The organism is Bradyrhizobium sp. SZCCHNRI2009, assembly GCF_032485115.1.
Classification (GTDB): Bacteria; Pseudomonadota; Alphaproteobacteria; order Rhizobiales; family Xanthobacteraceae; genus Bradyrhizobium.
The window spans coordinates 432814-455126 of record NZ_JAUEUH010000001.1; the positions used below are offsets into that span (position 1 = coordinate 432814).

Here is a 22313-nt window from a genome sequence, read left to right on the forward strand (position 1 = left end):
CTGTCGTGCTCCGTCATTGCGGGGAGCGCAGCGACGAAGCAATCCAGTGGCCGCAAAGAAGGTCTGGATTGCTTCGCTTCGCTCGCAATGACGGGGAGCAAGTGAAGTGACAGCAGAAACAATCATCCAAAGTCTCGCCAGCGGCCTATTGATGGGCCTGCTCTACGGGCTGATCGCCGTCGGCCTGGCGCTCATCTTCGGCCTGATGGACGTCGTGAACTTCGCCCACGGCGAGTTCCTGATGATCGCGATGTACGCGACCTTCTTCCTGTTCGCCTATTTCGCGCTCGATCCGCTGCTGTCGGCGCCGATCGTCGCCGCTGCTCTCTTCGTGTTCGGCGCGGTGGTCTATCTTCTGATTGTCAGATTTGCGGTCAGGGCGAAGGCCAATACCGGCATGGTGCAAATCTTCTCCACCTTCGGTCTCGCCGTGCTGATGCGCGGTGTCGCGCAGTACTTCTTCACCCCTGACTATCGCAGCATTCCGCACTCCTGGCTGGGCGGCAAGACGATCTCGATCGCCGGCATCTATCTGCCGCAGCCGCAGCTGGTCGGTGCCCTCATTGCGATCGCCGCCTTCGCCGGCCTGTACTTCTTCATCCACCGCACCGATTTCGGCCGCGCGCTGGAGGCGACGCGTGAGGATGCCGGCGCGGTGGCGCTGGTCGGCATCGACAAGAACAAGGTGTTCGCACTCGGCTGGGGCCTTGGTGCGGCGCTGGTCGGCCTTGCCGGTGCGGTCATGGCGATCTTCTTCTATGTCTTTCCCGACGTCGGCGCGTCGTTCGCGACCATCGCCTATGTGACGGTGGCGCTCGGCGGCTTCGGCAGCGTATTCGGCGCCTTTGCCGGCGGCATCGTGGTGGGCCTCGTCGAGGCCATCACCACGCTGATCCTGCCGCCGTCGCTGAAGACTGTCGGAATCTACGGGGTCTATCTCCTCGTCGTCTTCATCCGCCCGCGCGGCCTGTTCGGATCGATCTGATGGACAAGGCATTCATCCAACGCCGTCGGCGCGACCTCGTCCTCGCCGCCTTCCTTGCGGCCATCGCCGCCGTCGTGCCGTTCTTCGTCAAGGACGTCTACGTCCAGAACATCATGGTGCTCACCCTGATGTACGCGGCGCTGTCGCAGAGCTGGAACATCCTGTCCGGCTATTGCGGCCAGATCTCGCTCGGGCACGCGCTGTATTTCGGGCTCGGGGCCTACACCACCGCAATTCTGTTCACCAAGTTCGGCCTGCTGCCGTGGTTCGGCATGCTCGCCGGCGGTCTGATCTCGGCGCTGATCGCCATGGCGCTCGGCTATCCCTGCTTCCGGCTCGGCGGCCATTACTTCGTCATCGCGACCATCGTCATCGCCGAGATCACGCTGCTCTTGTTCCAGAACTGGGATTGGGCGGGGGCGGCACTCGGCATCGACATTCCGGTGCGGCGTGACTCGTGGCTGACCTTCCAGTTCACCCGCTCCAAGCTGCCGTACTTCTACTTTGCACTCGTGCTCGCCTGCGTCGCCTGGTTCGTGACCTGGTGGCTGGAGGATTCGAAGTGGGGCTATTGGTGGCGCGCGGTGAAGGACAACCCGGTCGCCGCCGAGAGCCTCGGCGTCGACGTGTTCAACTCCAAGATGGGCGCGGCGGCCGTCTCGGCCTTCCTGGTCGCGATCGGCGGCAGCTTCTATGCGCAGTTCGTGTCCTACATCGATCCTGAAAGCGTGATGGGATTCCAGTTCTCGCTCTTGATGGCGCTCCCGGCCGTGCTCGGCGGCATCGGCACGCTGTGGGGACCGATGCTGGGCGCGGTCATCCTGATCCCGCTGACCGAGTTGACCCGCTCCTTCATCGGCGGCTCCGGCCGCGGCGTCGACCTGATCGTGTATGGCGGCCTGATCGTTGCGATCTCGCTGGCGCGGCCGCAAGGTCTGGTCAGCCTGTTCTCCCGCAAGCCGAAGCCGGCCGTTCAGCCCGCGAGAGAGGCGGTGGCGTCATGACCGCGCTGCTGGAAACCCGTAAAATCACCCAGCGCTTCTCGGGCCTGACCGCCAACTCCGACGTCTCCATCAAGGTGGGGCATGGCGAGATCGTTGGCCTGATCGGTCCGAACGGCGCCGGCAAGTCGACCTTGTTCAACCTGATCGCCGGTGCGTTCAAGCCGACCGAAGGCGCCATCATCTTCGACGGCGAGGACGTCACCGCGCTGCCGGCCGCCGAACGCTGCCAGCGCGGCATCGGCCGCACCTTCCAGGTGGTGAAAAGCTTCGAAAGCATGACGGTGATCGAGAACGTCATCGTCGGCGCGCTCGTCCGCACCACCAACATGCGCGAGGCGCGGCGGAAGGCGCATGAGGTCTTGGAGTTCTGTGGCCTCGGCGCCCGCGCCGATGTGCTCGCCAGCGATCTCGTGCCTTCGGAGAAGCGGCGCCTGGAAGTGGCGCGTGCGCTCGCCACTGAGCCGAAGCTGCTGCTGCTCGACGAGGTCCTGACCGGCCTGACGCCGGTCGAGTCACAGAAGGGCGTCGAGCTCGTGCGCCGCGTGCGCGACACCGGCATCACGGTGCTGATGGTCGAGCATGTCATGGAGATCGTGATGCCGCTGGTCGATCGCGCCATCGTGCTCGATCTCGGCAAGGTGCTGATCGAAGGCAAGCCCACGGACGTCGTCCGCGATCCCAAAGTCATTTCCGCCTATCTCGGAGACCGCCATGCTGTCGGTGCGTGACATCACCACCGCCTATCAGGGCCTGGTTGCGATCTCGAATATCTCGATCGATGTCGAGAAGGGCGAGATCGTCTGCGTCGCCGGCGCCAATGGCGCGGGCAAGTCGACCTTGTTGAAGTCGATCGCCGGGGCCGAGCGGCCGCGTGCCGGCAGCATCACCTTCGACGGCAGCCGCATCGACGGCATGGCGCAGCACCTGATCACGGCCAGGGGCATCGCCTATGTGCCGGAGAACCGCCGGCTGTTCCCGCGGCTCTCGGTGCGCGACAATCTGCGGCTCGGCAGCTATCTCTATCGCGGCGAGGCCAACCGCGAGGAGCCGCTCGACTTCGTATTCACACTGTTTCCGCGGCTGTCCGAGCGGCTCGAGCAGCGCGCCGAGACCTTGTCCGGCGGCGAGCAGCAGATGCTGGCGATCGGCCGCGCTCTGATGACCCGGCCGCGGCTTCTGATGCTCGACGAGCCGTCGCAGGGCATCATGCCGAAGCTGGTCGACGAGATCTTCCAGGCCGTCAAGCGCATCCGCGACGCCGGCATGACCGTGCTGATCGTCGAGCAACGCATGGCCGAATGCCTGGAGATCGCCGACCGCGCCTACATCCTCCAGACCGGCCGCGTGCTGATGCAGGGCACGGCAGCGGAGATCAGCGGCAACAAGGATGTGCGGAAGGCGTATTTGGGGCTGTGAGGCGATATGTTCAATTGCCTGCTCTGCGTCGTTGTGTTCGCGGCGCGTAGCGAAGCCATCTAGAGTCCCGTCCGAGGCCCCTGGATCGCGTCGCTGCGCTCGCGATGACAGCGTTCGTGGAAGGCGCGGTGTCCGCCACAACCGTCATTGCGAGCGCAGCGAAGCAATCCAGGGGCCAAGGCAAAGTTCTCTTTGGCTAAGATGTCGAGCAACAGCGGCGACTGTTCGGTCAGCCGCCGCGGCTACACCATCCCCTTGCCGGCGTCGGACCCCTGGCGGCGCTGCCGCGCCTGCAGCATCAGGATCACCGACAGCGCGGCGAAGATCACGACGAAGGACACCGCCGATGTCAGCGTGCCCAGCGCGTAGATGTCGGGCTTGGTGACGGTCGTCGTCAGGCCCTGCAATTCCAGCGGAAGCGTATTCACCGAGCCGATCGCCTGGCTGGAGCGGGCGAGTTCGTCCCAGGACAGGGTGAAGCCGAACAGGCCGATGCCGACAACGGATGGCAGGATGATCGGCAGCACGACGTGGCGGAAGGTCTGCCAGGGCGTGGCGCCGAGGTCGCGTGCGGCTTCCTCCAGCCGGCCGTCGAAGCGGTTGAAGATCGCGAACATGATCAGGAGTCCGAACGGCAAGGTCCAGGTCAGATGCGCGCCGAGGCCCGAGGTGAACAGGCCCATCGCGGTGGTGTAGCCGTCTGCGAGCCAGCCGAGCCCGACATCGGCGCCGTGCTTGTTGACGAAGTCGTCGATCAGCCGGAACTCCAGCGCGATGCCGAGCGAGGTGATGATCGAGGGCATGATCAGGCTGGCGATCGCGGTGTAGAACAGGATCGAGGCGCCACGGAACGGCTTGCGGAACGCCATGCCGGCCGCGACCGACAGCACCACCGTGATTACCATCACCACCAGGCCGAGCGCCAGCGAGCGCTTGAAGGCGGCGCCGATGTCGACGATGCCGCCGCCGGAGAACACCTTGCCGAACCAGGTCAGCGACACGCCGTTCATCGGAAACGTCAGGCCGCCATCCGGTCCTTGGAACGACAGGATGTAGATCGCGATCATCGGCCCGTACAGGAACAGCACATAGGCTGCGAAGAAGGCCGCAAGGATGTAGAAGGAGCGGGGGCGCTTGTCTCCCATCTCAGAGCTCCTTGCGCACGTCGACGATCCGCGTCAGCGCGGAGATGATGATGATGGTGATGCCGAGCAGGATCACGGCATTGGCCGCGGCGGCCGGGAATTGCAGTGCCGACAGCCGGGACTCGATGATCTTGCCGGCGGAGGCGATCTGCTGGCCGCCCATCACGCCGATGGTGACGAAGTCGCCCATCACGATGGTGATGACGAAGATCGAGCCGATCACGATGCCGGGCTTCGACAGCGGAATGACGATGTTGACCAGTGTCTGCCAGCCCGATGCGCCGGCATCATAGGCGGCCTCGATCAGGCGCTTGTCGATGCGGATCATCGAATTGAAGATCGGCACCACCATGAAGAACGTGAACAGGTGCACCAGCGCCAGCACCACCGAAAATTCGGAGAACAGCAGCCATTCGATCGGCTTGTTGACGATGCCCACACCTTGCAGGCCCTGATTGACGAGGCCGTTGCGTCCCAGCAGCGGGATCCAGGCGATCATCCGGATCACGTTGGAGGTCCAGAACGGGATCGTGCACAACAGCGACAGCACGATCTGCCAGGTCTTGCTGCGAACGTGGAAGGCGAGGAAATAGGCGACCCAGAAGCCGATCATCAACGTCAGGCCCCAGGTCAGCAGGCACAGCTTCAGCGTCTTCAGATAGGTCTTCAGGATCGTGCACAGCTCGGGCAGGTTCGCGACGCAGCCTTCGAAGGTGTCGGTATAGCCGCGGAAGCTGAACGCCGGGATCATCTCATATTCGTTGTAGTCCCAGGCGCTGACGACGACGACGAGCACCAGCGGCAGGAGGAAGAACAGCGCGAATACCAGCATCATCGGGCCGGCCTGCAGCCACGCGATCGAGCGCTGGGTCAGCTTGCGGAAGGTGCTCTCCGCGGGCGCTACGGTGTCGGGCGAATTGTCGATCGTCACGGCCACGTGGGAAACCTGTCGTCCGGTGCGGATGTTTCGAAACCTCTGAGACGAGCTGCCGCGCCCACGACGTCGCGGGCGCGGCAGCAATGGCGGTCACATCAGGCGGCGATGAACTCGTTCCACTTGCGGACCATGTAGTCGTTCTCGTCCATGACGGCGTTCCAGCAGACGACGTTGCCCATGCGGTCCTCGTAGGAGCCGCCGTCGCGCACGGCGCCGGCCTTTTCCATCAGGGTGCCGTCGGGGGCCTTGATGTCGTTCTTCGCCGGCTTGCCTTCCATCCAGTAGCCCCACTCGTCCTCGGTCATGTTGGCCTTGGCGGTGGAGAGCACGGCCGAGTAATAGCCCTGGCGGTTGAGATAGGCGCCGGCCCAGCCGGACAGGTACCAGTTGACGAACTCATAGGCCCAGTCGAGCTTCGGGCTGCCGCCCACCGCCTTGGAGACGCAGAAGCCCGAGGCCCAGGAGCGATAGCCTTCCTTGAGCGGCTGGAACACGCAGGGGATGCCCATCGAGCGCACCTTGGTGACGGCCGGCGACCACATCGACTGGATCACGGTCTCACCCGAGGCCATCAGGTTGACGGACTCGTTGAAGTCCTTCCAGAACGCGCGGAACTGGCCGGCCTTCTTGGCCTCGGTCAGCACCTTCATCGTCAGGTCGATCTCGGCCTTGGTCATGTTGCCCTTGTCGGCATATTTGTATTGGCCGGTCGCCTCGACGACGAGGGCGGCATCCATGATGCCAATCGAGGGAATGTTGAGGATCGAGGCCTTGCCCTTGAATTCGGGGTTGAGCAGCTCGGCCCAAGAGTTGATCGGGCGCTTGATCAGGTCGGGGCGGATGCCGAGCGTGTCGGCGTTGTAGACGGTCGGGATCAGCGTGACCCATTCGGTCGGGGTTGCCGAGAAGGTCTTGGAGTTTGCGCCGTCGAGATAGAGCACCTTCCAGGGCGCAGTGCCCTGGCCGCCGATCTTCTTGCCGTTCGGCAGCTCGCCCTTGGTGAAGACGGGCGTGATGTTGTCGAATTCCTTGATCTTGCGCGCGTCGAGCGGGAAGATGTTGCCCGACGGCACCAGCTTCTTGAGCGAGAAATATTCGGTGTCGAGCACGTCGAAGGAGTTCGGCTGGGTGATGACGCGCTTGGTGACGTCGTCGGTCGTCGCCGTGATGTATTCGATCTTGATGCCGGTGTCGGCGAGGCACTTCTTGGAGATCTCGTCGCCCTCGTTCACGGCGGTGCCGAGATAGCGCAGCACCTTGGCGTCGGCGGCGTGGACGTAGGGCGCGCTGAGCAGCGTGCCGGAGCCGGCGAGACCGGCAACGCCCGCCGCGCCCTTGAGCAGCGAGCGGCGGCTGATGGATGTCGTCTTCGATCGATCAGTCATGATCATCTCCTTGGGAAAGAACGAGCAAACGAAAATCAGGTGACCAGCTCCGCAGCCGGAGCGGCTGCGGCAGGGCGGGGCGTCAGTGCGTCAGCGAAGGCCATGTTCCAGGTGACGACGACGCGCTCGCCGATGCTGTGGGTCTGTGCATCGAACTGATCGTCGCTGAGCTGCGCCGAGATCTCGGGGCCACCGTCGGTCGCGACCGCGACCAGCACATAGGTGCCCTGATATTCGATCTTGCTGATGGTGCCGGGCACCACCGGGCCGTCGATCGCCGCATTCGGCGCCTTGAGCTGGATGCGGTCGACGCGCACGGCGAAGGTCTCGCCGTTCAGCGGGATCACGTTGTGGCCGCCGATGAAGCGGGCGGCGAATTCGGTGCGCGGATGATTGAAGATGTCGCGCGGGCTGCCCTGCTGCTCGATGCGGCCGCCATTCATCAGCACCACGAGGTCGGACAGCGCCATGGCCTCGTCCTGGCCATGGGTGACGTGAACGAAGGTGAGCCCGAGCTCGCGCTGCAGTCGCTTCAGCTCGGCGCGCATGCGCAGGCGCAGGAACGGGTCGAGCGCCGACAGCGGCTCGTCGAGCAGCAGGATCTGCGGCGAGGTGATCAGCGCACGGGCCAGCGCCACGCGCTGCTGCTGGCCGCCGGAAAGCTGCGCCGGCAGGCGGCCAGCATAGCTCTGCATGTCCACCAGTTCGAGCAGCTCGCGTGCCTTGGCGTGGCGCTCGGGCTTGGACACGCCTTTCATCTTCAATGCAAACGCGACGTTGTCGATCACCGACAGATGCGGAAACAGCGCATAGGACTGGAACATCATCGCGGTGCCGCGTCCTGCGGGCGGCAGCTCGGTCACGTTCCTGGCGCCGACGATGATGTCGCCCGACGTCGCGGATTCGTGGCCGGCGATCATGCGCAGGGTGGAGGTCTTGCCGCAGCCGGACGGGCCGAGCAGACAGCAATAGGAGCCGGCGGGAATCCGCAGGTCGATTGCGTCGACGGCGGTGACGTGACCGTACATCTTCGTCACCTTCACCAGTTCCAAGCTCGCGCCCGCCGCCATCCGCCCTCCGTCGTCCTGTCCCGTGTCGGTCATGATCGCAGCTCGCTCCGTCGGGCGCCCGCGATCCGGCCCGTCTGATGTCTGCAACGGATATGCCAAGGGTCGCCGTGGGCGCGGAGCAGCGCGTGAAAATTGCGCGCTGGATAAGATGCGTATGCAACGCTCGAAAGGGCATTCCCCGGTCCCGGCGTCAGTCCGCTCAGATGGGCCGCCGATCCGGCCAAACAGCCGCGCCCACGCCGATGTGGAGGCATTTTGCCCTGTCCTTTCGTGCTCCGGGCGTGCTCAGCGATAGGCTGCAATCGATGGTGGAAGAGCGGGGCGCATCCTCGCGCCGCGGCAGCGATGAGCTGCCGGTGTTGTCCTTGCTCGACCGATCCGTCCCTGATTGCTGCCGAAGTCGCACTTTGCCTGAATATTAGGCATCGTTGTCCTCCCGAGGCAAGGCAGCTTGATGAGCGACAAGGCGGCGCAGGCTACCTCGCATGCAGGCCGGGCTGGCGGGACGCTAGATCCGCCGTGCCCGCGATCTCGCCTGCGCGGCGGCCACCAGCATGCGCTCGGCAATGCCGCGCAGCTCGCTGACCGCGATCGGATCAGAGGCGGCGAACGCGTCATAGGAGTCGGCTGCGATCGGAAACCAGCGATAGAAGCGGGCCTCCTCGTAGAGCACCCGGGCAGCGGCATCGATCTCGGCCGGCGTTGTTGCGAAATATTGCATGCCCATCCATCCGCCGGCGGATCAGTGATGATCGTTGTGATCGGGCAGGGTGAGGCCGAAGACTTTGACCAGATCGTCGACCTGCTGCGGCGACAGATGACGCGGGTTGAGCCCGCGCAGCAGCAGATAGAGCTTTGCGGTCTCCTCGAGCTCCTCCATCGCGAACACGGCGGCTTCCAGCGTGTCACCGGACACGACGGGCCCGTGATTTGCGAGCAGCACCGAGGCGTATTTGCCGGCGAGACCCTTGATGGCATCGGCTACCGCGGGATCGCCCGGACGATGATAGGGCACCAGCGCGGTCTGGCCGCAGCGCATCAAGTAATAAGGTGTCAGCGGCGGCAGCGCGGCGCGCGGATCGATCTCCGGCAGCATCGAGATCGCGACCGAATGGGTCGAGTGCAGATGCACGACGGCGCGCGCGGCGTCGCGCGTCTGGTACAGCGCCGTGTGCAGCGGCACCTCCTTGGTCGGCGCATCGCCCGAGACCAGTCGCCCCTCGGCATCGAGCCGCGACAAACGGGCCGGATCGAGGAAGCCGAGCGAGGCATTGGTCGGCGTCACCAGCCAGCCGCCATCATCGAGCCGCACGCTGATGTTGCCGGACGACCCCGGCGTCAGTCCGCGCTCGAACAGCGAGCGGCCGAACCGGCAGATGGCCTCGCGAATCGCAGTTTCCGCCACGGGTCTTTCCTCGCATGTCGCTGTTTTGCCGCTTTGTCTCACGCTTTGGCAACGCGGCCAAGCCGTGATACCCAGAGTGCAGTCCGGGGCAACCGGACGTCTCCGGGAAACGCTTCAGGGATCTGCCGTATGCCGTCGCCATTGCAATTGAAAGTCGCCGTGATCGGGCTTGGCTCGATGGGATTCGGCATGGCGACCTCGCTGAAGCGCGCAGGCTTCGAGGTGACCGGATGCGACGTCTCGGCGGACGCGGTGGCGCGTTTCGTGGCCGACGGCGGCAAGGGCGCGACGACTCCCGCCGAGGCGGCTGATGGCGCCGACATCGTGGTCAGCGTCGTGGTCAATGCGGCGCAGACGGAAGCCATCCTGTTCGGCCCGGGCGGTGCTGCCGAAACCATGCCGAAGGACGCCGTGTTCGTCTCCTCCGCGACCATGGATCCTGACGTTGCGCGGCGGCTGGCGAAGCAGCTCGAAGCCACCGGCCGGCACTACCTCGACGCGCCGATCTCCGGCGGCGCGCAGCGCGCCGCGCAAGGCGAGCTGACGATCCTGGCCTCGGGCAGCGCGGCGGCGTTTGCCAAGGCGCGGCCGGCGCTCGATGCGATGGCGGCCAAGCTCTATGAGCTCGGCGATGCCGCCGGGCAGGGCGCTGCGTTCAAGATGATCAACCAGCTTCTCGCCGGCGTGCACATCGCAGCGGCGAGCGAGGCCATCGCCTTCGCCGCCAAGCAGGGCCTCGACATCCGCAAGGTCTATGAGGTCATCACCGCCTCGGCCGGCAATTCCTGGATGTTCGAGAACCGCATGCCGCACGTGCTCGACGGCGACTACACGCCGCGCAGCGCGGTCGAGATCTTCGTCAAGGACCTCGGCATCATCCAGGACATGGCACGCAGCCATCGTTTTCCGGTGCCGGTCTCGGCCGCCGCGCTGCAGATGTTCCTGATGACGTCGGCCGCCGGCATGGGCCGCGACGACGACGCCTCTGTGGCGCGTATGTATGCACAGGTCACCGGCACGACGCTGCCGGGCCCCTCCAAGTAGCAGCACGACGAGTCTTCACGCCATGCCCCGCTTCGCCGCCAATCTCTCGATGATGTTCACCGAGCATCCGTTCCTCGACCGCTTCGCGGCCGCCGCCAAGGCCGGCTTCACTGCGGTCGAATTCCTGTTTCCGTATGACCATCCGGCCGAGGAGGTCGGCCAACGGCTGCACGGCAACGGCCTGACCCAGGCGCTGTTCAACCTGCCGCCCGGCAATTGGGATGCCGGCGAGAAGGGCTTTGCGGCGCTGCCGGAGCGCTTCGACGATCTGAAGGCGAGCCTCGAGACCGCGCTGCCCTATGCCATGGCGACCGGCGTGAAGCGGCTGCACATGATGGCGGGGATCGCCGAGCGCAGCGATCCGAAGGCGGTGGAGGCGTACTACAAATCGGTCGCATGGGCGGCCGAGTTCTTCGCGCCCCACGGCCTCGACATTGTCATCGAGCCGATCAATCCGCGCAACGTGCCCGGCTACTTCCTCAACGATTTCGGCTTCGCCCGCGATCTGATCCGCGAGCTGAAGATTCCGAACCTGAAGCTGCAGTTCGACATCTATCATTGCCAGATCATCCATGGCGACGTCACGATGCGGCTGCGCGAGATGATGGACATCATCGGCCACATCCAGATCGCCAGCATTCCCTCGCGCAACGAGCCCGACGGCGAGGAGCTCAACTATCCGTTCCTGTTCGCGGAGCTTGACCGGCTCGGCTATGCCGGCTTCGTCGGCTGCGAGTACAATCCGCGCGGCCGCACCGAGGACGGGCTCGGCTGGTTCGCGCCCTACAAGGGAGTGAAGCCGTGAGCCTGAAGCTCGGCTGCATCGCCGACGACTACACCGGCGCCTCAGACCTCGCCAACACCCTGACCCGCGCCGGCCTGCGCACGGTGCAGACCATCGGCGTACCGGCTGATGACCTCACGCTGCCCGAGGTCGATGCCGTCGTGGTGTCGCTGAAGAGCCGCTCGATTGAGGCGTCGCTTGCCGTGGCCCGCTCACGCGAGGCCGACACATGGCTGCGCGCACGGGGCGCCGACCACGTGCTGTTCAAGATCTGCTCGACGTTCGATTCCACCGACGCCGGCAATATCGGTCCTGTCATGGACGCGCTGGCGGGCGATGCCGGTGACACGATCGTGCTGGTGACGCCGGCGTTCCCGGAAACCAGGCGGACCGTCTACCAGGGCAACCTGTTCGTCGGCGGCGTGCCGCTCAATGAGAGCCCGCTCAAGGATCATCCGCTCAACCCGATGCATGACGCCAATCTGGTGCGCGTGCTCGGCCGGCAAAGCCGACGGAAGATCGGTCTGGTCGATCTCGCCACCGTGGTGCATGGGCCGGAGGCGATCAGCCACCGGCTGCAGGAACTGGCCGGGCAGGGCATGGGTGCCGCGATCGTCGACGCCGTGTTCGATGCGGACCTGACCGCGATCGGTGCGGCCGCCTTGAAGAGCCGGGTCTCCGTCGGCGCGTCCGGCATCGGGCTCGGTCTGGCGCGCGCTTTGGTCGAGGCCGGGCGCGTGCATTCCCACGGCTTGGCGCATCACGCCGATGCCCCCGTCGGCGGCTTGGCCGCCTGCCTCGCCGGCAGCTGCTCGCAGGCGACGTTGCAGCAGATCGCGCAGGCCGAGACCATCATGCCGGTGCTGCATCTCGATGCGGCGGGTCTGGTCGCCGGTCCGGACGAGACGCAGCGCGCGCTCGCCTGGGCGCGTGAGCGCATCGCCAAGGGGCCTGTGCTGATTGCCTCCAGCGCGACGCCGGATCAGGTCAGCGCGCTGCAATCCAGGCACGGCCGCGAGGCGGCGGGGCACGCCATCGAGCAGGCGATGGCCGATCTCGCCGAGGGGCTGATCCAGGCCGGCGTGCGGCGGTTGATCGTCGCCGGCGGCGAGACCTCGGGCGCTGTCGTTGATCGGCTGGGGATTCCGGGCTTCCTCGTCGGTCCGGAGATCGCGGCCGGCGTGCCCGTGCTTCGCACGATCGGCGCCGACGCAGGCGACATGCTGCTGGCGCTGAAGTCCGGCAATTTCGGTGGGCCGCAGTTTTTCGCCGACGCGCTCGGGCTGATGCGCTAACTGCGCGTCAGCCGACTCCCGGCTGCGTCGGCCCGTGCCGGATTTTGGAACGACGTGCTTGGCCTCGGTCCCGATCTCATCATCTGCTTAGTTTGTGAGCCGTCGCTCGGGCGCGGCAGCGCCGTCGTGCCGCCATAAGCATCGGGACGCACACTGAAAAAGCAGAAGTTTTTTGCGTGTAATGCCCGATAACTCCCGTAAATTAACGGTCTCTAGGGACCTCACCGCTATACCTCCAGTACGGACCGTCGCGTGACGCGTTCATCTGTGGGTAGGGCAATGAAACTGAATCGGATCGGCTACAAACTCGGGCTCGCTGGCGCCATCGGCGCATCTCTCGCCGTCGGCATGATCGCTAACCAGTTGATGGCGGAAAGAGCGGTCAACCACGCCAATCAGCAGGCCGAGCGCGCGCGGCGCGTCGTCGAGAGCGTGCTGTCGGCCAGCATCAACATGCAGCAGACCCAGCTCGGTGGCCGTTCGGCGCGGCTGGCGCGTGCGCCGGCCGAGGCAGAGAAGGCAGCCGCCGACATTCAGCAGTTCTCGACCGGGATGGTGACGGACATCGACGCCGCACTCGCCAACGTGTCGACCGATGACGATCGCGCCCGGCTGACCCGGATCAAGGAGCTGATGACGAGCTATGCCGCGGGAGCGGTCGATCTCGCCGAGGCGCAGAAGAAGTTGCTGACGCAGATCGAGAAGCGCAGTGCCGTCTCCAACGACTGGAACACCAGCCTGAAGGCGCTGCTCGCCTCGCCGTCGCTGCCGAAGCTCGCCTTCCGCGAGCGGGTCGAGCGCCAGCTTCACGCGGCCGATGCCAAGTTGAACTACATGCGGTCGCAGGCCTGGCGGTTCGGTATGACTGGCGATGCCGCGACGATCCTGACGGTGAAGCAGACGGTGCCGGGGCTGAAGAGCTCGCTGACCGACGCCCGCATGCTGGCCGACGACCGCGAGATCCAGGCCACGATCACCAAGCTCAATGGCCTCGCCTCGGACTTCGTCGCCGCGAACGACGAGGTGGTGAAGACCGAGGGGATCAAGGAGGCCGTGCTGCGCGACCGCACGCTCATCTATCTCGGCGAGGCCGGCGAGCTGATGTCCTCTGCGATCCAGGACGCGCGCGCGCGCAACGCGAGCGCGCGGTTCGAGGCAGACCAGGTCGCCGCGCAGGCGAGCTATATCACGCTGTTTGTCGGATTGGCGGTTCTGTTGTCGGTGATCGGTTCGGTCGTGTTCTCGTTCCTCGGGATCGCGCGGCCGTTGACGCGGCTGAACGCGGCGCTCGGCGAGATGGCGCGCGGCCGGCTCGACATCGCCATTCCCGGCGCATCGCGGGGTGACGAAATCGGCGATCTCGCCAAGACCGTAACGGTGATCCGTGGCAATGCGGAGGAGAAGGCGCGCGCCGAGGCCGAGGAAAAGAGCGCGCAGGACGCGATCACGGCGCGCCAGCGCAAGGCCGACATGCAGCGGCTGGCCGAGCAGTTCGAAGCCGCGGTCGGCGAGATCGTGAACACCGTCTCGTCGGCCTCGAGCCAGCTCGAGCAGTCCGCCACCACGCTGACCCAGGCCGCGACGCGCTCGCAAGGCTTGACGACGGCGGTTGCGTCCGCCTCGGAGGAAGCCACGACCAACGTCCAGTCGGTGGCGTCTGCGACCGAGCAGATGGCCTCGTCGGTCACCGAGATCAGCCGCCAGGTGCAGGAATCGGCGCGCATCGCCAACGACGCCGTCGGCCAGGCCCGCACCACGACCGGGCGCGTCAGCGAGCTGTCCAAGGCTGCCACCCGCATCGGCGACGTCGTCGAACTGATCAACACGATTGCCGGCCAGACCAACCTGCTGGCGCTCAACGCCACCATCGAGGCCGCACGCGCCGGTGACGCCGGCCGCGGCTTCGCGGTCGTCGCCTCGGAGGTCAAGGCGCTGGCGGAGCAGACCGCGAGGGCGACTGGCGAGATCGGCCAGCAGATCTCGAGCATCCAGGTCGCAACGCAGGAGTCGGTCAGCGCGATCAAGGAGATCTCCTCCACGATCGAGAAGCTGTCGGAAATCTCCTCGACCATCGCAGCCGCCGTCGAAGAGCAGGGCGCGGCGACGCAGGAGATCTCGCGCAACGTCCAGCAGGCGGCGCATGGCACGCAGCAGGTCTCGTCCAACATCGCCGACGTCGAGCGCGGTGCGGCCGAGACCGGGTCGGCCTCGGCCCAGGTGCTCTCAGCGGCACAGGCGCTGTCCGGCGACAGCAACCGTCTCAAGCAGGAGGTCGCGAGCTTCCTCGGTTCGGTGCGGGCGGCGTAACGCCGAGACGCGGAAGCGGCCAACTCGGATTGCGCAGGGGATTAAAAGGCCGGAGCATCGAACGCTCCGGCCTTTTGCGTTGTCTCGCGTTGCATCGACGCCGGCAAACTAACCTGCGTAGTCAATCTGCGTTTTTAACTTGTGTTAAGAATCGGCGCGTAGGGTCCGGACGTTCGCGGCCAACGCGCAGTCGAGTCCCACGGGCAGACGGCGCTTCTCTCGTTCGGTCGCATGGCACGAGACGACGCGTCGCACGGCAAGCCGGAGCGCGTTACCGATCTGGACGGGCAACGATCAGTTTTCGATCGTTGCTCCGTATTTGCACGGACATCGTCTTAACCAGACTTAATATTGGGTTCCGTAGCTTCCACGCGTGGGCTGCGGGCCCGTTTGCGTGACGACGAGGGCGAGCCCCCCGACCGTCGACGTGATCTGTCCCCGAGCGCCCCAAGCATGAGTCGCGCCCGTGGAGACTGACATGTCGTTTGCAATGCCTCATCGCCTCAAGCTCACCATCGGGATCAAGATCTACGCCCTGATCGGTCTGAGCTTCCTCGGTCTGATCGGCCTGACTGCCTTCAATTCCCGTGAGCTCGCTGCCGGCCTCAAGCAGCAGAAGCAGCTCGAGCTGCGGCATCTGACCGAGCTCGCGCTCGCCATCTTCGCCGAGGAGCATGCTGCCGCGCAGAAGGGGACGATCTCGGTCGCCGACGCGCAGAAGCGCGCTCTGGAGCGCGCCTCCCAGCTCCGCTATGGCGGCAACGAGTATTTCTTCGTCACGGACATGACCGCGAAGATGCTGATGCATCCGATCTCGAGCAAGCTGATCGGGCAGGACGTCGCGGACATGAAGGATCCGAACGGCAAGAAGCTGTTCCAAGAGATGATCGACGTGGTTCGCCAGCATGGCCGCGGCTTCGTCGACTACGATTGGCCGAAGCCCGGCTCCGAGACGCCGCAGCCCAAGCTCACCCATGTCGCAGGCTTCGCACCCTGGAATTGGCTGGTCGGGACCGGCGTCTATATCGATGACCTCTCGGCTCAGGCCTGGGCCTCGACGCGGCAGTCGTTGATGGCGGCCGGGATCGTGCTGCTGATCCTGCTCGTCGTGTCGACGCTCGTCGGGCGCGGCATCACCAGCCCTCTGCATCGCATGACCAGCGCGATGAAGAGCCTCGCCGGCGGCCGTCTCGACGTCGAGGTCCCCGGCGTAGGACGCGGCGACGAGATCGGCGAGATGGCCGGCGCCGTCGAGGTGTTCAAGAGCAATGCGGTCGCACGTCACGCGCTGGAAGCGGAGCAGAAGGAAGCCGAGCAGCGGGCGCTGGCCCGCCGCAAGGCCGACATGCACAAGATGGCCGACGACTTCGAAAGCGCCGTTGGCGAGATCGTCGAGACGGTCTCGTCGGCTTCGTCCAGACTGGAAGTCTCGGCGGATACCTTGAGCAAGACGGCGGTCCGCGCCGGCGAGCTCGCAACCACGGTGGCGGCTGCGTCGGAGGAAGCGTCGACCAACGTGCAATCCGTCGCCTCGGCCACCGAGGAGATGACGTCCTCGGTCACCGAGATCGGCCGCCAGGTGCATGAATCGGCGCGCATGGCCAACGAAGCGGTCGAGCAGGCGAAGAAGACCAACGAGCGGGTGAGCGAGCTGTCGCGCGCGGCGAGCCGCATCGGCGATGTGGTCGAGCTGATCAACAGCATTGCCGGGCAGACCAATCTGCTGGCGCTGAACGCCACGATCGAGGCGGCGCGTGCCGGCGAGGCGGGGCGGGGCTTCGCCGTGGTCGCCGCCGAGGTCAAGGCGCTGGCGGAGCAGACCGCCAAGGCGACCGATGAGATCGGCCAGCAGGTGGCCGGCATCCAGGCGGCGACACAGGAATCGGTTGCGGCGATCAGGCTGATCTCCGGCAGCATCGAGCGGCTGTCGGAGGTTTCCTCGACGATTGCAGCCGCTGTCGAAGAGCAGAACGCCGCGACCAAGGAGATCTCGCGCAACGTGCAGCAGGCGGCGCACGGCACGCAGCAGGTCTCCGTCAACATCACCGACGTGCAGCGCGGCGCCACCGAGACCGGCTCGGCCTCGACCCAGGTGCTGGAGGCGGCCCAGGGGCTGTCGACAGACAGCAACCGCCTCAAGCGCGAGGTCAGCCGCTTCCTGCAGACGGTCCGCGCGGCCTGACAGGCCGCGGCAATCTCACTAGCTCAATCAACGATCCGACCAGCGTGTCTCAACGAGTTCAAATCCCGTCATGATGGCCTTCCTTGACCTCCGGCCCCGCCACGAGGTGGTGAACCGGATCCGATCGCTCGCGACTTCCTCGGTGATCATCCTCACCCTCATGCTCACGACCTCGGTCGGTGCCGCGCCCGGCGACAACCTCGCCGTCGTGCGCGACCTCGGCGGCAGGATCGGTCCCGCCATCGGAGCGGCCCTTGCCTGCAGCGAGATCCCTCGGCCGCGGATCCAGGCCATCATCGGCAAGTTCCAGGCCGTCATCCGGGAGGCGTCGAGCGACGACGGCGATCGCAACGAGCTGACGCGCGAGTTCGACCGCTCCATCGCCGACGGTCGCGCGGCCGTGGCGAGTGGCCGCCAGGACTGCCGGCGGGCCGAGCTTCAGCTCGCAGACATCGAGCGATCGATCGGCGCGCCCGCAACGGCGGCCGGCGCGCTGCCGGACTCTGCGCCCTCCATCGCTGCGGCTGGTGCGACGAGCGCCGTGCCTGCTCCATCGGTTCGCGGCGTCACGGAGCGCGACATCACGTTCGGCAGCGTCTTGCCACTGTCGGGCGCGAACAAGGAATCGGGCCGGCTGCTCAAGGTCGGCATCGAAGCCGCCTTCAACCGCGCCAACGACGCCGGCGGGGTCAATGGCCGGATGCTCAAGCTCGTCGTCGCCGATGACGGCTATGATCCGAACCGCACGCTCGACGCCATGAAGCAGCTCTACGAAAAGGAGCGCGTGTTCGGCTTCGTCGGCAGTTTCGGGACCGCGACGGCGGCCGTCGCGATCCCATATTCGCTCGAGCGCCGGATGCTGTTCTTCAGCCCCTATACCGGTGCGAACGTCTCGCGCCACGATCCGCCGGACCGCTACGTCTTCAACTATCGTCCGAGCTATTCGGAAGAAGCCGATGCGCTGGTCCGTTACCTGGTGAAGCTGCGCCGCGTGCCGCCACGCCAGATTGCGCTGTTCGCGCAGGACGATTCGTTCGGCGATGCAGGCTTTGCCGGCGTGGCAAAGGCGTTTCGCGTCCTCGGCCTCAGCGACGCCGCGATCCTGCGCGTCAACTACACCCGCAACACCGTCGATGTGGAGCCGGCGATCAACCAGCTCAAGGCCCAGAAGGTGCCCGTCCGCGCGGTCATCATGGTCGCGACCTCGCGCGCGGCGGCGAAGTTCATCGAAAAGGCGCGCGACGCGCTTCCCGGCGTCCTCTTCGTCAATGTGTCGGCGGTCGGCGCATCGGCGCTTGCCAATGAGCTCATGCTGCTCGGTTCGCGCTACGCGGCCGGGGTCGTCGTGACCCAGACCGTTCCCGCCGTCTCCGGCTATTCGAGCGTGGTGCTCGACTACAAGGCCGCGCTGGCTCGACACTTCCCCGGTGAACCGCCGGACTACACCTCGCTCGAGGGCTACATCGAGGCGAGTATCCTGGTTCAGGCCCTGAAGCAGGCCGGTCCGCAGCTCGATACCGAGCGGCTGATCGATACGCTGGAGTCGATGCGCAACATCGATCTCGGTCTTGGCGCCTCGCTCAACTTCGGCCCCGCCGAACATCAGGCCTCGCACAAGATCTGGGGCACGGCGCTCGACGAGACCGGCGCCTATCAGCCGATCGAGCTGGAATGACGCGGCTATCGCCGGGGTGCAGCGCGGCTCCGGCGAGACCGGCTCGGCGTCGTCCCAGGTGCTCTCGGCGGCGCAAATGCTGTCCGGCGACAGCAACCGACTGAAGCTCGAGGTTGGACGTTTCCTGTACACCGTGCGCGCAGCCTGATCCCGGCGCGCAGATCCCGACCAGACCAGGGCGTGGCCGCGAGGCCGCGCCCTTTTTTCGTGGGCCGGTCGGCGCGGATGGCGGGCGAGGCAGCCGGCCAGGCGCGCGGGACCACCGATCGCCTCGGCGGGCTGTCGAAGGCCGCGACCCGCATCGGCAAAATCGTCGAGCCGATCAACATCACCGCCGGCCGAACCAACCTGCTGGCGCTCTTGCGCTTCCTGCAAACGGTTCGCACCGATTGATCCAGTTTCCTGCATCAACGGCGGCAACATGGTTGGGCCGTTCTGTCTGGCTCGTATCGAGGAGACACGCCGGCGACAGGTCTTGTGAGATTGCGGCCGTCCGTGAACGGGGTCCAGCGACCCGTATTTCAACGGTTGCGGCATTTTATCTTAGGTTAATCGGCGACTGCGACAATCGATGCATCGTTTGCAGCAAAATTAGTCATGCCGATGCCGGCATGGCTCGCGGCCATCATCGTCGATTGAAAGACTCGCCATGCGTAAGAATTTGCCCGTCACCAACGTCGAGTATCCGATCACGGATGACACGCTGATCGTGTCCAAGACCGACACGAAGGGCAAGTTGACCTTCTTCAACCAGGATTTTGTCGATGCGGCCGGCTTCACCGAAGCCGAGCTGATGGGGCAGCCGCACAACATCGTGCGTCATCCGGACATGCCGCCTGAAGCCTTCGACAATCTCTGGACCACGCTCAAGGCCGGCCGTCCCTGGGTCGGCGCGGTCAAGAACCGCCGCAAGAACGGCGACTATTACTGGGTGCTGGCGACGGCGTCGCCGATCTGCAAAGACGGCCAAGTCGTCGGCTACACCTCGGTGCGCACCAAGCTGCCCGCCGACCAGCGCGCAGAGGCCGAGCAGGTCTATGCGGCGATCCGCGAAAAGCGGCCACATGGTTACAAGATCGACGACGGCATCGTCCGCCGCCGCTCGGTGTTCGACCATCTCTCGATGTTCACCGGCACGATCGCGGCAAGGCTGCGAACGCTGGTCGGATTGCAGACGCTGTTCCTGCTCGTGCTTGGTGTCATCTCGTTCGGGGAGGGCGGGCTCGCCGGAATGACCGCCGTGGCGATTGCTGCCACCGGTGTCGTGCTGTGTGGCCTGGTCGGACTGCGCACGATGAACGTGATCGTGGCGCCGCTTGATCATGTGAACGAGACGATGGAAAGCATCACCCAGGGCAAGCTCGACACCCGCATGCACATCGAGCGCGACGACGAGATCGGCCGCGCCTTGCGTAACCTGCAGACCGTCCAGACGATGGTGCGGTTCAACGCCAGGGAGCTCGGTGAGCAGGAGCGGCGAGCAGCCGCCTCGCGCAAGCGGGAGATGTCGGAGCTCGCCAACAGTTTCGAAGGCGCCATCGGCAACATCGTCAATACTGTGTCCTCGGCCTCCAGCGAGCTCGAGAGCTCGGCCAACTCGCTGTCGAGCACCGCCGTGCGAGGGCAGGAGCTTTCCACCACCGTCGCCGCGGCCTCCGAAGAGGCGTCGGCCAATGTTCAGGCCGTCGCCTCGGCGACCGAGGAGCTCACTTCGTCGGTCCGTGAGATCAGCCGCCAGGTGCAGGAGTCCGCGCGCATCGCCTCCGATGCGGTCGAGCAGGCACGCCGCACCAATGATCGTGTCGGCGAGCTGTCGAAGGCGGCGACCCGCATTGGCGACGTTGTCGAACTGATCAACACGATCGCCGGGCAGACCAATCTGCTGGCGCTCAATGCCACGATCGAGGCCGCGCGGGCGGGCGAAGCCGGCCGCGGCTTTGCCGTCGTCGCCTCCGAGGTCAAGGCGCTGGCCGAACAGACCGCCAAGGCGACCGGCGAGATCGGCCAACAGATTTCTGGCATCCAGGGGGCCACGCAGGAGTCGGTCGGCGCCATCAGAGAGATCTCGACGACGATCGAGCGGCTGTCGGAGATCGCCGCGACGGTGGCGGCCGCGGTCGAGGAGCAGGGCGCAGCAACCGCCGAGATCTCGCGCAACATCCAGCACGCCGCCGCAGGTACACAGCAGGTGTCCGCCAACATTTCCAATGTCCAGCGCGGCGCCAGCGAGACCGGCGACACCTCGGGGCAGGTGCTCAGCGCCGCGCGCCAGCTCTCCGGTGATAGCCAGCGTCTCAAGCTGGAGGTCAGCCGCTTCCTGCAATCGGTTCGCGCCGCCTGACCCAAGACAGTGACGAAGCGGAGGACAGCGGCCGAGATTGGCCGCTGTCGCATCCGATAGTCGAACGACACAGCCCTAACGATAGCCGCGGACAGAGCCGACGATGCCCCCGCGAACCACGTCGACGCTCATGCGTGCGCCGTTCGTCAGGCGGCGCCCCGCTCGACCGGATCATCCCCCACCGTTGCAGACTCCCCACACCTGACGCCCCGGCCAGAAAGGCCGTTGTCGCGCCATAATCCCGCTAAGGTGCGGAGATTAACTTGTGTTAGGCATTTATTCAACCGACGGTATATTTGAGTGGCAGGCAATGTGATTGCGGGTGGTTTTTCGCGAAGGACCCTGGTGCTATCGGCCGCGACGGCCGCGGCTGCTTTGGGTCTCGATGCGGGACTAGCCGTCGTTGCCGCCAAGCCGCACCGCCGCACTGAGGATCCCGCACGCGGCTATCGCCGGATCACGATCGGCGAGGCGGAGGTGATCGCCCTCTACGACGGCGTGTGGGAAAAGCCGCACGAGGCCGGCTTCATCAGCAATGCCAGCATCAGCGACGTGAAGGACGCACTGCGCGCCGCTGGTCTGAGCCCAGCCTTCGTCCCGGTCCCGATCTCCACCTTCGTGGTGCGGCTGAAGGGCAAGACCGTGCTCTGCGATGCCGGCGGCGGTGGTCAGGTGCAGGGCTACAATTCCGACTCGATCTTCGTTTCGGGTCGCATGCTGGACAATCTGAAAGCAGCCGGCATTCGCCCGGAAGACATCGACACCATCCTGATCTCGCACTTCCATCCCGATCATATCTTCGGCCTGCTCGGCGAGAACACCGACGCGCCGGTGTTTCCCACCGCCGAGATCATCGTGGCTGCGGCCGAGTACAAATTCTGGACCGATGCATCTCTGACCAGCCGGCTGCCGCCGTGGCGGCAGGCGCTGGCGCGCCGCATCCAGAGCGTGATCCCGGGCTGGAAGAACGTGCTGCCGGTCGAGGGCGAGGACGAGGTGGTGCCCGGCATCCGCTTCGTCAGCGTCCCCGGTCATACCCCGGGGCACACCGCGTTTCATCTCGGCTCCGGAGCGGAGCAACTGATGATCTCCGGCGACACCGCCTATGTGCCGGCGTTGTGCCTGCGCCATCCGGAATGGCACGGCGCCTATGACCAGGACGGCGCGGCTGCCGAGGTCAGCCGGCGCAGATTGCTCGATCGTATCGTTGCAGAAAAGATGTTGGTTTGTGGATCTCATTTTCCGTGGGCCGCGTTCGGTCGGCTCACCCGCGATGGCGCCCATTATGCGCTCGACCTGCTCCCCGCGTGATCCCGGACCGACCTCGGAAGAGAGGTT

General features: G+C 65.7%; 20 protein-coding genes. 14 read left to right on the forward strand and 6 right to left on the reverse strand.

The window, feature by feature from the left end:
* Positions 1-106: 106 nt before the first annotated feature.
* From QX041_RS01965 to QX041_RS01980, 4 genes are read left to right on the forward strand one after another with little or no spacing between them, the layout of a single operon-like run.
* Positions 107-985, forward strand: coding sequence for a branched-chain amino acid ABC transporter permease (locus tag QX041_RS01965; protein WP_315715789.1), 879 nt, complete (start codon positions 107-109; stop codon positions 983-985).
* Positions 985-1989, forward strand: a complete 1005-nt coding sequence (locus QX041_RS01970; protein ID WP_316164357.1) for a branched-chain amino acid ABC transporter permease — start codon at positions 985-987, stop codon at positions 1987-1989. Before QX041_RS01965 ends, QX041_RS01970 begins: the two co-directional genes overlap by 1 nt.
* Positions 1986-2717, forward strand: a complete 732-nt coding sequence (locus tag QX041_RS01975) for an ABC transporter ATP-binding protein (RefSeq protein WP_316164358.1) — start codon at positions 1986-1988, stop codon at positions 2715-2717. The genes QX041_RS01970 and QX041_RS01975 overlap by 4 nt, the downstream gene beginning before the upstream one ends.
* On the forward strand, positions 2701-3405 hold the full coding sequence (locus tag QX041_RS01980) for an ABC transporter ATP-binding protein (RefSeq protein ID WP_316164359.1): 705 nt from the start codon (positions 2701-2703) through the stop codon (positions 3403-3405). The genes QX041_RS01975 and QX041_RS01980 overlap by 17 nt, the downstream gene beginning before the upstream one ends.
* 242 nt (positions 3406-3647) lie before the next feature.
* Here the strand turns inward: QX041_RS01980 and QX041_RS01985 are convergent, their stop codons facing one another.
* The 6 genes from QX041_RS01985 to QX041_RS02010 form a co-directional block, all read right to left on the reverse strand.
* Entirely contained in the window at positions 3648-4550 is a 903-nt protein-coding gene (locus tag QX041_RS01985; RefSeq protein ID WP_316164360.1) for an ABC transporter permease, read from the reverse strand.
* Between the two features lies 1 nt (position 4551).
* Positions 4552-5487 (reverse strand): ABC transporter permease, encoded by a 936-nt coding sequence (locus tag QX041_RS01990; RefSeq protein WP_316164361.1) that lies wholly within the window; start codon positions 5485-5487, stop codon positions 4552-4554.
* Between the two features lie 95 nt (positions 5488-5582).
* Positions 5583-6872 carry a PotD/PotF family extracellular solute-binding protein gene (locus tag QX041_RS01995; protein ID WP_315714958.1) on the reverse strand — a complete coding sequence of 430 codons (1290 nt, stop codon included), beginning with the start codon at positions 6870-6872 and terminating at the stop codon, positions 5583-5585.
* 35 nt (positions 6873-6907) lie between these two features.
* Positions 6908-7942: an ABC transporter ATP-binding protein gene (locus QX041_RS02000; protein ID WP_315826484.1), complete on the reverse strand. Its 1035-nt coding sequence runs from the start codon at positions 7940-7942 to the stop codon at positions 6908-6910.
* Between the two features lie 508 nt (positions 7943-8450).
* Positions 8451-8663, reverse strand: a complete 213-nt coding sequence (locus tag QX041_RS02005; protein ID WP_316164362.1) for a hypothetical protein — start codon at positions 8661-8663, stop codon at positions 8451-8453.
* A gap of 21 nt (positions 8664-8684) precedes the next feature.
* A complete protein-coding gene (locus QX041_RS02010) occupies positions 8685-9347 on the reverse strand; it encodes an aldolase (RefSeq protein ID WP_316164363.1) in 663 nt (220 codons plus the stop codon).
* Positions 9348-9476: 129 nt separating this feature from the next.
* Between QX041_RS02010 and ltnD the strand changes: the two genes are divergently transcribed.
* The 10 genes from ltnD to QX041_RS02060 all read left to right on the forward strand — a co-directional run bounded on the left by ltnD (position 9477) and on the right by QX041_RS02060 (position 22286).
* Positions 9477-10391 carry an L-threonate dehydrogenase gene (gene ltnD / locus QX041_RS02015; protein ID WP_316164364.1) on the forward strand — a complete coding sequence of 305 codons (915 nt, stop codon included), beginning with the start codon at positions 9477-9479 and terminating at the stop codon, positions 10389-10391.
* Between the two features lie 22 nt (positions 10392-10413).
* Complete coding sequence (gene otnI / locus QX041_RS02020) at positions 10414-11196, forward strand: 2-oxo-tetronate isomerase (RefSeq protein WP_316164365.1); 783 nt, start codon at positions 10414-10416, stop codon at positions 11194-11196.
* A complete protein-coding gene (otnK, locus tag QX041_RS02025; RefSeq protein WP_315749163.1) occupies positions 11193-12470 on the forward strand; it encodes a 3-oxo-tetronate kinase in 1278 nt (425 codons plus the stop codon). The genes otnI and otnK overlap by 4 nt, the downstream gene beginning before the upstream one ends.
* Positions 12471-12749: 279 nt before the next feature.
* Positions 12750-14777 (forward strand): methyl-accepting chemotaxis protein, encoded by a 2028-nt coding sequence (locus tag QX041_RS02030; RefSeq protein WP_316164366.1) that lies wholly within the window; start codon positions 12750-12752, stop codon positions 14775-14777.
* 478 nt (positions 14778-15255) lie between these two features.
* Positions 15256-16959, forward strand: coding sequence for a methyl-accepting chemotaxis protein (locus QX041_RS02035; RefSeq protein WP_316164367.1), 1704 nt, complete (start codon positions 15256-15258; stop codon positions 16957-16959).
* 160 nt (positions 16960-17119) lie between these two features.
* Complete coding sequence (locus QX041_RS02040) at positions 17120-18634, forward strand: ABC transporter substrate-binding protein (protein WP_315826483.1); 1515 nt, start codon at positions 17120-17122, stop codon at positions 18632-18634.
* Between the two features lie 16 nt (positions 18635-18650).
* Entirely contained in the window at positions 18651-18782 is a 132-nt protein-coding gene (locus QX041_RS02045) for a hypothetical protein (RefSeq protein WP_316164853.1), read from the forward strand.
* Positions 18783-18814: 32 nt separating this feature from the next.
* Positions 18815-19027, forward strand: a complete 213-nt coding sequence (locus tag QX041_RS02050; protein ID WP_409998600.1) for a hypothetical protein — start codon at positions 18815-18817, stop codon at positions 19025-19027.
* 256 nt (positions 19028-19283) lie between these two features.
* Entirely contained in the window at positions 19284-20975 is a 1692-nt protein-coding gene (locus QX041_RS02055) for a methyl-accepting chemotaxis protein (protein ID WP_315749170.1), read from the forward strand.
* Positions 20976-21320: 345 nt separating this feature from the next.
* A complete protein-coding gene (locus QX041_RS02060) occupies positions 21321-22286 on the forward strand; it encodes an MBL fold metallo-hydrolase (protein WP_315714948.1) in 966 nt (321 codons plus the stop codon).
* Positions 22287-22313: the final 27 nt, after the last annotated feature.

Coding starts and splice junctions, on each gene's coding strand:
- QX041_RS01970 (WP_316164357.1), top strand. CDS start 985: ATGGACAAGGCATTCATCCAACGCCGTCGGCGCGACCTCGTCCTCGCC.
- QX041_RS01975 (WP_316164358.1), top strand. CDS start 1,986: ATGACCGCGCTGCTGGAAACCCGTAAAATCACCCAGCGCTTCTCGGGC.
- QX041_RS01980 (WP_316164359.1), top strand. CDS start 2,701: ATGCTGTCGGTGCGTGACATCACCACCGCCTATCAGGGCCTGGTTGCG.
- QX041_RS01985 (WP_316164360.1), bottom strand. CDS start 4,550: ATGGGAGACAAGCGCCCCCGCTCCTTCTACATCCTTGCGGCCTTCTTC.
- QX041_RS01995 (WP_315714958.1), bottom strand. CDS start 6,872: ATGACTGATCGATCGAAGACGACATCCATCAGCCGCCGCTCGCTGCTC.
- QX041_RS02000 (WP_315826484.1), bottom strand. CDS start 7,942: ATGGCGGCGGGCGCGAGCTTGGAACTGGTGAAGGTGACGAAGATGTAC.
- QX041_RS02005 (WP_316164362.1), bottom strand. CDS start 8,663: ATGCAATATTTCGCAACAACGCCGGCCGAGATCGATGCCGCTGCCCGG.
- ltnD (WP_316164364.1), top strand. CDS start 9,477: ATGCCGTCGCCATTGCAATTGAAAGTCGCCGTGATCGGGCTTGGCTCG.
- otnI (WP_316164365.1), top strand. CDS start 10,414: ATGCCCCGCTTCGCCGCCAATCTCTCGATGATGTTCACCGAGCATCCG.
- QX041_RS02030 (WP_316164366.1), top strand. CDS start 12,750: ATGAAACTGAATCGGATCGGCTACAAACTCGGGCTCGCTGGCGCCATC.
- QX041_RS02035 (WP_316164367.1), top strand. CDS start 15,256: ATGTCGTTTGCAATGCCTCATCGCCTCAAGCTCACCATCGGGATCAAG.
- QX041_RS02040 (WP_315826483.1), top strand. CDS start 17,120: ATGCTCACGACCTCGGTCGGTGCCGCGCCCGGCGACAACCTCGCCGTC.
- QX041_RS02055 (WP_315749170.1), top strand. CDS start 19,284: ATGCGTAAGAATTTGCCCGTCACCAACGTCGAGTATCCGATCACGGAT.